The organism is Methylobacterium sp. 092160098-2, from assembly GCF_028920805.1.
In the GTDB taxonomy this organism is placed as follows: domain Bacteria; phylum Pseudomonadota; class Alphaproteobacteria; order Rhizobiales; family Beijerinckiaceae; genus Methylobacterium; species Methylobacterium fujisawaense.
The window spans coordinates 4,283,675-4,296,428 of the sequence record NZ_JAQPZJ010000001.1 but is presented as its reverse complement, the minus strand read 5'-3'; the positions used below and the strand labels follow the sequence as shown (position 1 = coordinate 4,296,428).

Below are 12,754 nucleotides of genomic sequence, written 5' to 3'. Positions count from 1 at the left end.
CGCCGAACCCGTCGCCGATGCCAGCCACGCGCCCAAGGATGCCGGCCTGCAGTCGGGCGGCCTCATCGCCGGCGCGCCCGCCGTGGCGCCCGGCGAGACGATGATCGCCATCGACAACATCAGCAAATGGTACGGCGACTTCCAGGTGCTGACGAACTGCACCACCAAAGTCGCCAAGGGCGAGGTGGTGGTCGTCTGCGGTCCTTCGGGCTCGGGCAAGTCGACCCTGATCAAATGCGTCAACGCCCTGGAGCCCTTCCAGAAGGGCCAGATCACGGTGGCCGGCACCAAGGTCGCCGATAAGGCGACCAATCTGCCCAAGCTCCGCTCGCGGGTCGGCATGGTGTTCCAGCATTTCGAGCTGTTCCCGCACCTGTCGATCACCGACAACCTCACCATCGCCCAGCGCAAGGTGCTCGGCCGCAGCGCCGAGGATGCCAAGAAGCGCGGGCTCGACCTTCTCGCCCGGGTCGGCCTCGGCGCCCACGCGAACAAGTTCCCCGGCCAGCTCTCAGGCGGCCAGCAGCAGCGCGTGGCCATCGCGCGGGCGCTCGCCATGAACCCGGTGGTGATGCTGTTCGACGAGCCGACCTCGGCCCTCGACCCCGAGATGGTCGGCGAGGTGCTCGACGTGATGGTCGAACTTGCCAAGGAAGGCATGACCATGATGGTCGTGACCCACGAGATGGGCTTCGCCCGCAAGGTCGCCGACCGGGTGATCTTCATGGATCGCGGCGAGATCGTCGAGGACGCCAAGAAGGAGGAGTTCTTCGGCAGCCCCCGCTCAGAGCGGGCCCAGACCTTCCTGTCGAAGATCCTGCAACACTGAGTTGGAGCGCTCTACTCCGACGCTTCCTGCGCGGCCCGATATTCCCGCCCGTGCTGGCAATAGCCCTCGACGATGCGGATCATCATGGCGCGTTTCTCGGCGTCGAGGGGGCCCAGGATCCTGGCCGGGCGGCCGCCCCACAGATAACCGGCCTCCAGGATCTGGCCGGGATCCGTGGTGGCGCCCGCCGCCAGCATGACGTCGTCGGCGATCAGGGTTCCTGACGCAATCGTCGCGCCGATGCCGATCAACGAACGTGCCCCGATCCGGCAATCCGAGATCCGGACGTTGTGGGCGATGGTGGTGTCCCGCCCGATCACCACGCCGTCCGCCCGGGTGCGGATGACCGTGTTGTCCTGAATATTGGTATCGGCGCCGACGACGATCGGGCCGACCTCGGCGTTGAGGTCGCAGCAGAACAGCACGCTCGCCCCGGCTCCGAGGCTCACCCGCCCGCGCAGACGGGCGTTGCGCGCCACGAACACGCTGTCGTCGACCTCCGATACTTCCCCGGGCGGGAGAGCGGATCCGTCGCCCATGCGCTCACGCAGCCGCTCGGCGCGCTCGGCGATCTCATCGGCTCCGATCGCACGGCTCGGACGGGCGGGACTGCCGGCATAGGCGTAGCCGCCGGGCAGCGTCGCCCGAGGGAATACGGTCGAGCCCGCCTCGATCACCGCACCGTCGCCGACCTCGGCGCCGTCGAGGATCACCACGTCGTCCTCGACGACCACGTCGGAGCCGAGCGTGCAGGCGTGCACGACGCTGTTGCGCCCGACCGTGACGCGGTCGCCGACCCGGGTGCCGTGCGTCCGGGTGGCGATGTGCACCGTCGAGCGGTGGCCGAGCCAGAAGCGGTCGCCGAGGATGACGGTCTGGCCGTCAGCGCGAATCACCGCCTCGTCGCCGATCCAGGCCTGCGCGCCGATCCGCGCGGCGCCGATCACCGTGCTGCCGCGGCCGCACCAGACCGGGCGGCTGACGAAATCCGGCTGCACGCCGTCGTAGGGCAGGATCAGGTCGGGGGTCACGCGGGTATCCTTCTCCAGCGCCGTCCGGAGCACGCGGGCTCATCCGAGGACCGCGCGCCGGGCCGGCAGGGCGCGACGGACCGTCTCATATAGAGGCGGGGCCGGGTGTGACAGGGACGGGACTGGCCCGCAAAGCCGCGGACTCCTATGGATCGGGCCATGAGCGCCCCCGTTCCGAGCATCGCCATCCAGGCCGAGCCCTTCGACACCGCGGCCGAGATCGCCAGCGTGAGCGCGGCGCTGGGCGGCCGGGCGGGCGCCGTCGTCACCTTCACCGGGCTGTGCCGCGACGAGGGCGGGCGGTTGACCGCCCTGGAGCTGGAGCACTACCCCGGCATGGCCGAGGCCGAGATCCGGCGGGTCGCCGACGAGGCGATGGCCCGCTGGCCGCTCCAGGCCCTGCGGGTGATCCACCGCCATGGGCTGGTGCGCCCGGGCGACGGCATCGTGCTGGTGGTGACCGCCGCGAGCCACCGGGTCGCGGCCTTCGCGGCCGCGGATTTCCTGATGGATTACCTCAAGACCCGCGCCCCGTTCTGGAAGCGCGAGCACCTCGCCGACGGCACCACCGGCGGTTGGGTCGAGGCGACGGCTCAGGATGACGCCGCGGCCGGGCGCTGGCGCTGAGGGTCGAGTCCCGCGCCGCGCGACACGATCCGCGTCCCGAAGAGGACGAGGCGGCTGGGTTGATCGCCGGTATCGATGTCCGGCCCGGGCCGAGGGCGCGGATCCGGCTGGCGCCGCCGGTGCTCCTGCGGGGGCGCCCGATGGGCCGAAGCCTGCGGTCCGGCGGCGCGCGCGGACAACCGGCGGACGGGCATCCCCGCCCCGCAGCCGCCCGCGAAGGCCGGAGAGAGCCGGCGGTTCAGGACATCGCCGTCCCGAACGCCCGCCGCCATCGGGCGGACGCCTGCGTGTCCCCCCTGTCATCCCGGTCCCGCCTTCGGTGCCCGGACTGACGGGAAGGCCGATCGGGGCATCCGTCGCAGTCGGAGAGTCGAACAAGCCGGGGACGTCGCCGGCGAACCCGGACCATCGGTTCGGGGTCGCTTCACCCTGAGAACCCGCGGTCTCGCCCTTGACCCCTGAGGGCCCAGGGCGTTCGTGAACCCGCGGTGCAGGAGTGATGATGTCGGACAGCAAGCTACAGGACTTGGACGGCCCGGTCGGGCCCTGGCGCGGAACGGCGCCGCTCGCAGCCTCCGGGATCGCCGTGGTGTGCTTCGTGGCGGCACTGGCCCTGGCCTGGATGTCCGCCGGCACGCTCCTGCTGATCTTCGCGGGCGTCCTCCTCGGCGTGTTCCTCGACGGCCTGACCCGCGGGCTCGGCCGCGTCCTGCCCCTGCCGCGGGCCCTGCGATTGTCCGTCGTCAGCCTCGTGGTGGCGATCGCGGTGGTCGGCTTCGCGAGCTACGGCGGCGCCACCATCGTCCAGCAGGGCCGCGAACTCGGCACCACGATCAAGGATCAGGCGGCCACGGTGTCGGGCTGGCTCTCGGAGCGCGGCATCGACGTGCCGAGCCTCGCCCCGCAGGGCAGCGGCAAGGACGGCTCGACGGATTCGGGCCAGAAGGAGGGCGGCCTCGCCGGCCTCGCCTCCGGCCTGATGAAGGGCAGCGGCTCCTTCGTGTCGGATGCCGGCAGCGTCCTCGGACCGGCCGCGGCGGTGGTCCTGGGCCTGTTCGATGCCCTCGGCAACGTCCTCGTGATCGCCTTTCTGGGCCTCGCCTTCGCGGCCGACCCGAAGGCCTACCGGGACGGGGTCGTCCGGTTCGTGCCTCCGGCGAAGCGCTGGCGCGCCAGCCAGGTCCTCGACGGGGCCGGCGAGACCCTGCGCCACTGGCTGTTCGGCCAGCTGATCATCATGGCGGTGATCTTCCTGTGCACCTGGGCCGGCCTCGCCTTCCTGGGGATCGGCGGTGCGCTGATCCTGGGGCTCCAGGCGGGCGTGCTCGCCTTCGTGCCGACGGTCGGGCCGCTGGTCGCGGGCCTCGTCATCATCCTCGCCGCGCTCGCCTCGGGCACGAAGGCGGTGATCGGCGCGATCGGCGTGTATCTGGCGGTCCAGTGCCTGGAGAGCTACGGTCTGACGCCGTTCATCCAGAAGCGGGCGCTGGACATCCCCCCGGCCACGATCTTCGCCGGCCAGCTGATCCTCGGCGTGATCTTCGGGCTGTGGGGCATCGCCCTCGCCCTGCCCTTGATGGCGGTCATCAAGGTCCTGCTGGAGCAGCTCTACGTGGAGGATACGCTCCACGAGCAGCCGAGCAGCTGAGCGGAGGGACTTCCTTCAGGGCGGCGGGCGATCGGATCGCCGCCGCAGAGGGCCTGCCGGCCGAGCTTCCGCGTCGGGGAGTCGGCCCGATCCCCGAGCCTTCCCCGGGAGGGGCCGCCGCACCGCGCATGCCGGGCCTGACCGAAGGACGGCGCGGTTCGAGGGCTTGCCGCCCGCGCGAGGTCGGGGGCGACGGCGCGCCGGTCTCCAGGGGCGGCATCGACGGCCTGCCCGGCGTCCCGAAGGAGAGCGCCGATCAGGCTCCGGCCGCCGCGGTGTCCTCCGGCGATGTCCGACTGTCGCCGGCGCGAAGGCCGACACCGCGGGTGATCCGAGGGCCGCGACGATGCCGGCCGACACATGCGCCGAGCCGAAACCCGCCAAGACGAAACCCGCCAAGACGAAACCCGCCAAGCCGAAACCCGTCAGGTGCGGCGCCGATAAGCGCGCCTCGAGGAAGAGCGTCGCCGGTTCATCGACGCCGCGCGCGGCAGGGGCAAGTGAGGACGAAGCCGAGTCCGCTTCCGTGCCGAAGCGGAGCGCGACCTCCGGGTCCTTGAGGGAGCCGGCCTATTGGTCCGTGACGGAGAAGCTGGCCCGCGCGACCATGACCAGTCTGCCCGCCTCGTCATAGGCGTGAGCGGAATACTCATTGACCCCGGTCAGGTCGCCTTCGTCGCGCAGGAGTTCCGTCAGGACTCTGCGCAAGAGCTCGCGGAGCGCGCCGTGGCTCGGGAGCTCGACGCCCTCCTCGTCCATGACCGTGACGTGGTTGGTCGTGCTGATGAAGTAGCGTGCCAAAAGACGCTTCACCATTTGGGCGGGAGCGCGCGTCTTCCGGCCGCTAGCGCCCGGAGAACGTTGCCAGCGATGAGCCGTGTCTAGTGTCGCGTCGGTGAGCTCACAATCACAAATGTACGCTAGGAAACACAACGCGACATTTTGCGCGGCCGTCATCATGGCGGCCAGTGAAGGGCCTCCCTCCCGAGCGGCCGCCCGCGCTGCTTGTCCTGCGCGCCGCCGGCGAACCCGCACGCCCTGAACGCCGCTGGCGCCGGGATCGGGCGAGTCGGCGGCTCTGGATCCCGGGCGCTGCGCGGCCCCGGAACGGCGGACGGGATGGGCACCCGGCGGCGTCGCCCGAGAGCGTGCCGGTGCGGGTCGCCCTGACGGCCGGTCAGCCGCGCAGCGCGGTCTCGATCATCCGGGCCACCGCCAGGGTCCGGCCGTCGTCGCCGAAGCGGCCGATCACCTGGACGCCCACCGGCAGGCTCTGGCCGGGCACCGGCACGTTCACGCAGGGCACGCCCATCAGCGTCCACAGCTGGTTGAAGCGCGGGTCGCCCGTCGAATCCAGGGTCGCGGGTGCGGATCCCGGCGCCGAGAAGGTCAGGATCGCGTCGTAATCGGCGAAGAGGCCCTTCAGCACCCGCCGGGCGTGATGGCCGTGGCGGCGGGCATCGTCGTACTGGGCCGGCTCGATCGCCGCGCCAGCGTCGAGATGCTCGCGGACGCGGGGCGGGAGCGCGTCGGCCTGCGTGTCGTACTCCCAGGCGAGCGCCAGCCGCCCCTCGTAGTTCTGGATGATGCGGTGGCGCTCCCAGGCCTGCGCCAGCTCCGGCGGCAGGGCGAGGTCGCTCACCCGCGCCCCGGCCCGCTCGGCCGCCTGCCGGGCGCGCATCAATGCGGCTTCGGCCTCCGGTTCTGGGGCCTCGGCGAAGTCCTGCCGCACCACGGCGATGCGGGGGGCCGAGCCCGAATCCGCGCCGTCGATCTCCGGGCGTCCGGTGACCAGGGCGAGGGCATGGGCGACGTCCGCGACCCCGGCGGCGAACAGCCCGACCGTGTCGAGGGCCCAGGAATAGGTCTTCACGCCGACCGTGGGGATCAGCCGGAACGACGGCTTCACCGCCGCGCAGCCGCAATAGCTCGCGGGCCGGATCACCGACCCCGCCGTCTGCGTGCCGAGGGCCAGGGGCAGCATCCCGGCGCCCACGGCGGCGGCCGAGCCCGCCGATGAGCCGCCCGGCGTGTGGCCGGGATCGTGCGGATTGACCGTCTCGGTCGGGTCGCTGCTGGCGAAGGCCGTGGTGGTGGTCTTGGCGAGGGCGACGGCGCCGAGCTGCTTCAGCCGGCTCACCACGGCGGCGTCACCCCGGGGCGTCCAGCCCGCGTAGATCGACGAGCCCATCTGGCTCGGCAGGCCGGCGCTGTCGATGATGTCCTTCACGCCCACCGCGATGCCGGCGAGCGGCCCGGTCTCCGGGATCGCCGGCGCCGGGTCGAGGGTGACCAGCGCGTGCAGGTCCGGCTCCCGCGCGGCGATCGCGGCGCGGCACAGATCGATCGCCCCCGCGGGGGTCAGGGTGCCGGCGGCGATGCGGGCGCGGAGGTCGAGAAGTGAAAGCATAATGCATTCAGTCTGCGGTCCGCGGCGCTGTCAACCGAGACGCCACAGGTCGCGTCATTCCCGAAACGCCGTTGACGAACGCTTTACGCGACCGTGCGCATCGTCCGGGTCATGTGGCGTGGCGTATCCCTGTTCTCGGCTCTGGCGCTGTTCGGCGCGGGCCTCACCGCGTGCTCGATCAATCATTTCGAGCGGCGCGAACCGTGGCGCGATCAGGCGGAGCAGGTCTGCCTGGCCAAGAAGCTCGTCGAGCCCTCGGAGTTCGTCACGCCGATCGCGGCCATGGACGGCCCCGGGCCGTGCGGCATGCAGCAGCCCTTCCGGGTGACGCGGCTCGGCGGCGGCTCCGTCCTGCTGAAGCAGCGGATGACCCTGGGCTGCCCGGCGCTGGCCGAGGCCGAGGCGTGGCTCGCCGACACGATCCAGCCGGCCGCCAACCTCTATTTCGGCGTGCCGGTGGCCGAGATCAACGCGGGTTCCTATTCCTGCCGCGGCCGCAACAACCAGCCCGGCGCCAAGCTCTCCGAGCACGGTTTCGGCAACGCCATCGACGTCATGTCGATCAAGCTCGCCGACGGCCACGTGATCACCGTGAAGGGCGGCTGGCGCGGCACGGAGGCCGAGCAGGGCTTCCTGCGCGAGATCTTCCTCGGCGCCTGCCAGCGCTTCACCACGGTGCTGGCCCCCGGCTCGAACGTGTTCCACTACGACCACATCCACGTCGATCTCGCCCGGCACGACCCGCGCGGTCTGAGGCGGATCTGCCAGCCGATGATCAAGTTCACGCCGCAGCTCGGCACCGGCGTCGAGCGGCCGCTGAGCCGTCCGGTCCCGCCGCAGCGCCAGCCCGCCGCCCCGCAGGCGCCGGTGGATGTGGAGCAGGACGATCCCTACGGCGTGTCGCCGATGTCGAAGGCCGGCGGCGCGACGCAGGTCGCCCGGGCGCCGGCCCGCCCGACCGCGGCATCGGCCTACACCGCCGCGCCGCCGGTGCGGCCGGCGCCACGGATCGCCGCGGCCGCCCCTGAGGAGCCCGCGCAGGACTACGACGAGCCGCTGCAGCTCGGCGCGCCGCCGAGCACGGGGCCGATCTACTGACCGGGCGACGCCGGAACGCGGGTTGACGGGATCGGGCCGCGGGCCGGTCCCGCTCCGGGGGCATCGGCCGGCGAGTGTAGCGGCCGCGCCGCACAGGCCGCCAAAGCACCGGCGCGGGGCCGCCGGAGCTTGACTGGCGGCGCGGCCGGGCCATCGTTCGCGGATGCAGGATCGCACATCCGTCGAGGCACGCGCCATGCGCCCGCTCTTTCACGGCTTCGCCCTCGGGCTGGCCCTTCTCGCCCTGGCCCAGCCGGCGCTGGCCCGCTCGGCCCGGGAGGACATCGAGCCCGCCGAGGAGCGGATCTTCCCCTTCGACGCGCAGATTCCCGGCTGCCAGGACCCGTCGGTGCTGGAGCGGGTCTCGACCAACTTCGCCGAGAAGGAGGCGAAGTTCTGGAATTCGTCGATGACGATCCTGTCCTTCGACACGATCGAGCGCACCGCCTGGCGGCCCTGGGGCCTCGACACCTATCCCCGCCGCTTCTGCACCGCGACCATCACCACGTCGGACGGCGTCCGCCGCAAGGTCGACTACTCGGTGCGCGAGAGCCTGGGGATCATCGGGGCGACCTGGGGCGTCGAGTTCTGCGTCCACGGGCTCGACCGGGACCTCGCCTACGCCTACGCCACCGCCTGCCGGATGGCGCGTCCCTGACCATGCGCAGGCTCGCCGCCGGCCTCGTGGGCCTGCTCCTCGCCGGGCCGGCCGCCGCCCAGGATTACGGCGGCTTCGCCCGTGGTGGCACGCCCGGCGCGTTCGACTTCTACGTCCTCGCCCTGTCGTGGTCGCCGACCTACTGCGCGGGGCCGGGCGCACGCCGGGACGACGTCCAGTGCGCCCCCGGTCGCGGCCTCGGCTTCGTCGTCCACGGCCTGTGGCCGCAATATGCCCGCGGCTATCCGGAGAACTGCTCGGCGGTGAACCGTGCGCCCACCCGGCAGGCCATGGAGGTGGCCGGGCAGGTCTATCCGAGCGAGGGGCTCGCGCGGTACGAGTGGCGCAAGCACGGCACCTGCTCGGGCCTCGATCCCGCCGCCTATTTCGCGGCCGCCCGCACGGCGCGGCAGGCGGTGACGATCCCCGACGGCCTGACGGGCGGCTCCCCGCCGCAATCCCTCGCCCCCATCGAGATCGCGCGGCAATTCGTGGCGGCCAATCGCGGCCTGCGCCCCGACATGATGGCGGTCACCTGCACCCGCGGGCAGCTCCAGGAGGTCCGGATCTGCTTCGGCAAGGACCTGCGCGGCTTCGCCCCCTGCCCCGAGGTCGCCCGCGGCAATTGCCGGACGCCCGAGGTGCGTCTCGACGCCGCCCGCTAGGTTTTTTCGGCGTTTTGCGCGCCGGGTGCTGGACCTGGGGCGCCGGATCGGCTTGAGCGCGCGGCCATGAACTATCGGCACGCCTTCCACGCCGGCAACCACGCCGACGTCCTCAAGCACCTCGTTCTGGCGCGGGTGCTCGACCACCTCCGGCTCAAGGACAAGCCGTTCCGGGCGCTGGACGCCTTCGCGGGACTCGGCGTCTACGATCTCGAGGCCGACGAGGCGGCCCGCACCGGCGAGTGGCGGGAGGGGTGGGGCCGGATGGCCGCGCCCTTCGCGCCGGATGTCGAGGCGCTGCTTGCGCCCTACCGGGCCGCGGTGGCCGCGGTGCAGGCGCGCGACGGCGCCACCGCCTATCCCGGCTCGCCCGCCCTGATCCGCGAGGCGCTGCGCCCCGGCGACAAGGGCGTGTTCGTGGAACTCCATCCGGCGGATGCCGCCACGCTGCAGGACCGCTACGCCCGCGATCCCCGCACCAAGGTGATGAGCCTCGACGGCTGGACCGCGATCAACGCCCAGATCCCGCCGCCGGAGCGGCGCGGCCTCGTGCTGATCGATCCCCCCTACGAGGTGCCCGGCGAGATCGAGCGCCTCGGCGCCCACCTCGCCCGGGCGGTGGCGAAATGGCCCACCGGGGTGTTCCTGGCCTGGTATCCGATCAAGGACACCGAGGCCCTCGACCGGATGGTCCGCGACCTCGATGCCGCCCTGCCCCGCCCGGCCCTGCGGCTCGATCTCCTGATCGAGCGGCCGGGCGACCCGACGCGGCTCACCGGGAGCGGCCTGATCGTGGTCAACCCGCCGTGGCGCCTCGCCGAGGAGGCGATGCTGTTCCTGCCGGCCCTGGCCGAACGGCTGGCCCGGCATGAGTTCGGAGGATTTCGCTGCGATCCGATCGGTCCCGCGGCCTGACACGGTAGACTTGGGCCGTGCCGGGAAAGCTGTTCCGGACGCCCTCAAAGGAAAACGCCGGTCCGCCCGGACGATTGTGGCGGCAAAGTCACATTTCCGCGTCGAACGTGTTCAGCGATAGGGATCTGCCCAAAAAATATGCAACTGCTCTATGTTTGATTTTGTGTCATTCGCAGCGCGATGTCAGCTTGGCCGTAGACGAATCCGAACGAGCTCCGAACCATGCTGAAGCGATCCGCCCTGGCCGGCCTGGCCACCGTGCTGCTGTCCTCGACCAGCATCCTCGCGGCCGATCTGTCGGCCCCGGCGCCGGTTCCCGTCGCGCCCCCCGCCGAGCCGTGCAAGGCCACGCTGATCGGCCCGGCCTATAGCGGCGTGATCAAGGCCAACCCGAATCCGAGCTGCTTCTCCGCGGGTCCGCTCGGGGACCTCTACGTGGGCGGCGCCATCACCGGCTACGGCTACACGCAGTCGAACCCGTTCGCCTCGTTCTCGACCCCGGCGGCGCCCAACGACCGCGACCGGTCGGCCCGGTTCGACTTCTCGAACGTGCAGGGCATCATCCAGAAGCCCGAGGGCGCGTTCCAGTTCTACATCCAGGCCGGCGGCTACTCGATCCCGCAGCTCGGCTTCCCCACGCTCGGCACCTTCACCCAGACCGATCTCCTGTTCGGCCCGGTCCCGGTCGCCTTCGGCAAGATCCAGATCAACGATGAATGGTCGGTCCAGGGCGGCCGGATGTTCACCCTGATCGGCACCGAGCTGCTGTTCACCTACCAGAACCTGAACATCAACCGCGGCCTCCTCTTCGTGCAGGAGAACTTCATCAACCAGGGCGTGCAGGTCAATTACAGCAGCGGCCCGCTCTCGGAGGGTTTTAGGTCTGCATAGATGCCCTACCTTCTGGATCCTTATGGGTCCCTCAGGAGGTCGATCATGGGGCTGCGGTGCAAGCGCTGTGGGAGTGAGGAGCAGGTCAAGAACGGGCTGATGCGCTCCAAGCAGCGGTATCGGTGCAAGGCCTGCGGCCTGAACTTCACCGACACGCCCGCACGCGGCAAGCCGCTGGCCATGAAGGCCACCGCGGTTCTGCTGTATGTCAGCGGCTTGTCGATGAACCGCACCGCCAAGTTGCTGGGTGTCTCGACACCCACGATCCAGGCCTGGCTGGAGCAGTTCGCCGCCGCCTACGCGCAGAAGCCCGAGCCGGAAGGCCGGGCGGTGGTGATCGAGCTCGACGAGATGTGGCACTACCTCAAAAAAAGTCCGAGCCGCTCTGGATCTGGAAGGCTTGGGATCGTGCTTCAGGGCAACTGGTGGACTGGGAGTGCGGCGGTCGTGACAAGGCCACCTGCGAGCGTCTGATCCAGCGGCTCGCGCGCTGGCGCACCCGGCTCTACTGCACGGACGCCTACGCCGCCTACACCGTCCTCCTGCCGCTCGGGCAGCACTATACCGGCAAGGACGAGACCCACGGCATCGAGCGGGACAACGCCCGGCAGCGGCACTGGCTCGCCCGCTTTCGACGCCGCTCCATCGTGGTCTCGAAGAGCAAACGCATGGTGGACGTCAGCCTCGCCCTGTTTGCCCGCTTTGCCGGGAACAGCAGGATCAGCGACCTGCTATCTATGCTGACCTAAAACCCTCCGCTCTCGGTGTCCCTCGCGGGCACGGACGGCTTCTTCTCCAACGAGATCACGTGGTTCACCGGCAACGTCGCCTACAAGCTCGACGACTACAACACGATCGGCGTCAACGGCGGCCTGAACGTCGGCCGGACCAACGCCCTCGACCGCAGCCCGCGCTACCAGTTCGCGACGCCGAACCTCCAGCAGAACAGCGGCATCTTCAACATCAACTACACCTACGCGAACGGCCCGTGGATCATCTCGCCGTACTTCCAGTTCACCAATGTCGAGCGGGACCTGCGCGTCGGCATCGCCAACTCGGCGTCGACCTACGGCGGCGCGCTGCTGGCGGCCTACTCGTTCACCGATAATTTCTCCCTGGCCGGCCGCGTCGAGTACACCGAGCAGACCGGCGTCCGCGGATCCGGCGGGACCAACCTGCTGGGCTTCGGTGCGGGCAGCAACGCCTTCTCGGTCACCGTCACGCCGACCTTCACCTTCGACCGGTACTTCTTCCGGGTGGAATACGCCCACGTCGAACTCGGCGGGATCACCCGTGGCAACCTCGCGGAGGGGACGCTCGGCACCGGCTTCGGCCGCACCGGCAACAAAACCTCCCAGGACCGCTACATGGTCGAGACCGGCATCACCTTCTGATCGGATGACCCGGACCGGTTCACGGAACCGGTCGCCAGCAAGCCCCCGGCCTCAGGTCCGGGGGCTTTTTGTTGTCTGCTGAAATTGAAGGTGTTCTGGCAAATCGATTTCGACATTTGTAGTAATCGACTTCGTGTATCGACGTATTGTTGTGACGATATGTGCTCGATGAGCCGTAGATCTTGCGGTCGTCTGAACGAGACTTGCGCCGGTGCTGGGCCGATCCGTATAAAGACCCTGGGACTCGACCGACGGGGGCGTTTCGGATGGCTTCGATCGAGGCGCTCGCGGCGACGCTCTGGAGCCTGGCCGCACTGGGCATGACGCCGAAGGCGCTGCGCGTCGCCGTCCGCGAGACGCATCCCGACGCGTCCAGGAAGGATGTGGTGCGGGCAGCCTTCTACGCCCTGGTCGCGGTGCAGCCCCGGGACGGGGGCGGGCTGAACGAACTGCACAGCTTCGCCCTGGCGGAGCGCTCGCCGGACGACGAGGCGTCCTTCGCGCTCGGCCCGCGGCGCACGAAGGTGCGGCGGCGTGGAGCCTGAGACCTGAGACCAGCGGTCGGGGTCCGCCCGCCGGCCATGGGGC

At 70.6% G+C, this 12,754-nt stretch carries 12 protein-coding genes and 2 pseudogenes; 11 read left to right on the top strand and 3 right to left on the bottom strand.

The window, feature by feature from the left end:
* Positions 1-100: 100 nt before the first annotated feature.
* Positions 101-829 carry an amino acid ABC transporter ATP-binding protein gene (locus PQI07_RS20240; RefSeq protein ID WP_043385028.1) on the top strand — a complete coding sequence of 243 codons (729 nt, stop codon included), beginning with the start codon at positions 101-103 and terminating at the stop codon, positions 827-829.
* A gap of 11 nt (positions 830-840) precedes the next feature.
* Here PQI07_RS20240 and PQI07_RS20235 read toward each other — a convergent pair whose 3' ends face one another.
* Positions 841-1,860, bottom strand: a complete 1,020-nt coding sequence (locus PQI07_RS20235) for a gamma carbonic anhydrase family protein (protein ID WP_053608400.1) — start codon at positions 1,858-1,860, stop codon at positions 841-843.
* A 159-nt stretch (positions 1,861-2,019) separates the two neighbouring features.
* Between PQI07_RS20235 and PQI07_RS20230 the strand changes: the two genes are divergently transcribed.
* Both PQI07_RS20230 and PQI07_RS20225 read left to right on the top strand, forming a co-directional pair.
* Positions 2,020-2,487 carry a molybdenum cofactor biosynthesis protein MoaE gene (locus PQI07_RS20230; protein WP_043757480.1) on the top strand — a complete coding sequence of 156 codons (468 nt, stop codon included), beginning with the start codon at positions 2,020-2,022 and terminating at the stop codon, positions 2,485-2,487.
* A 502-nt stretch (positions 2,488-2,989) separates the two neighbouring features.
* Positions 2,990-4,135 (top strand): AI-2E family transporter, encoded by a 1,146-nt coding sequence (locus PQI07_RS20225; protein ID WP_179698840.1) that lies wholly within the window; start codon positions 2,990-2,992, stop codon positions 4,133-4,135.
* Between the two features lie 570 nt (positions 4,136-4,705).
* On the opposite strand, the gene PQI07_RS20220 is transcribed toward PQI07_RS20225, so the two are convergent.
* Together PQI07_RS20220 and PQI07_RS20215 are read right to left on the bottom strand one after the other, a co-directional pair.
* Complete coding sequence (locus PQI07_RS20220; RefSeq protein WP_274927282.1) at positions 4,706-4,951, bottom strand: DUF6894 family protein; 246 nt, start codon at positions 4,949-4,951, stop codon at positions 4,706-4,708.
* A 361-nt stretch (positions 4,952-5,312) separates the two neighbouring features.
* The gene (locus PQI07_RS20215; RefSeq protein ID WP_043350895.1) at positions 5,313-6,545 is read right to left on the bottom strand and encodes an amidase; all 1,233 of its coding nucleotides are present in this window, start codon (positions 6,543-6,545) and stop codon (positions 5,313-5,315) included.
* A 111-nt stretch (positions 6,546-6,656) separates the two neighbouring features.
* Here PQI07_RS20215 and PQI07_RS20210 point away from each other — a divergent pair, with 111 nt between their 5' ends.
* The 8 genes and pseudogenes from PQI07_RS20210 to PQI07_RS20175 all read left to right on the top strand — a co-directional run bounded on the left by PQI07_RS20210 (position 6,657) and on the right by PQI07_RS20175 (position 12,711).
* Entirely contained in the window at positions 6,657-7,643 is a 987-nt protein-coding gene (locus tag PQI07_RS20210) for an extensin-like domain-containing protein (protein WP_043384942.1), read from the top strand.
* Positions 7,644-7,839: 196 nt separating this feature from the next.
* Positions 7,840-8,301, top strand: coding sequence for a hypothetical protein (locus tag PQI07_RS20205; RefSeq protein ID WP_043350928.1), 462 nt, complete (start codon positions 7,840-7,842; stop codon positions 8,299-8,301).
* Positions 8,302-8,303: 2 nt separating this feature from the next.
* On the top strand, positions 8,304-8,966 hold the full coding sequence (locus PQI07_RS20200; protein ID WP_274927281.1) for a ribonuclease T2 family protein: 663 nt from the start codon (positions 8,304-8,306) through the stop codon (positions 8,964-8,966).
* Between the two features lie 66 nt (positions 8,967-9,032).
* The gene (locus tag PQI07_RS20195; RefSeq protein WP_043350901.1) at positions 9,033-9,881 is read left to right on the top strand and encodes a 23S rRNA (adenine(2030)-N(6))-methyltransferase RlmJ; all 849 of its coding nucleotides are present in this window, start codon (positions 9,033-9,035) and stop codon (positions 9,879-9,881) included.
* 222 nt (positions 9,882-10,103) lie between these two features.
* Positions 10,104-10,751, top strand: a pseudogene (locus tag PQI07_RS20190) (outer membrane beta-barrel protein); the annotation flags it as partial.
* A gap of 66 nt (positions 10,752-10,817) precedes the next feature.
* Positions 10,818-11,521, top strand: a protein-coding gene (locus PQI07_RS20185; RefSeq protein ID WP_274926436.1) for an IS1 family transposase whose coding sequence is annotated in 2 segments (ribosomal slippage) — positions 10,818-11,142 and positions 11,142-11,521 — 705 coding nt in all. Because the reading frame shifts where the segments join, the coding sequence is not laid out codon by codon here.
* A 6-nt stretch (positions 11,522-11,527) separates the two neighbouring features.
* A pseudogene (locus PQI07_RS20180) lies at positions 11,528-12,166 on the top strand (outer membrane beta-barrel protein); the annotation flags it as partial.
* Between the two features lie 266 nt (positions 12,167-12,432).
* On the top strand, positions 12,433-12,711 hold the full coding sequence (locus tag PQI07_RS20175; protein WP_043350907.1) for a hypothetical protein: 279 nt from the start codon (positions 12,433-12,435) through the stop codon (positions 12,709-12,711).
* Positions 12,712-12,754: the final 43 nt, after the last annotated feature.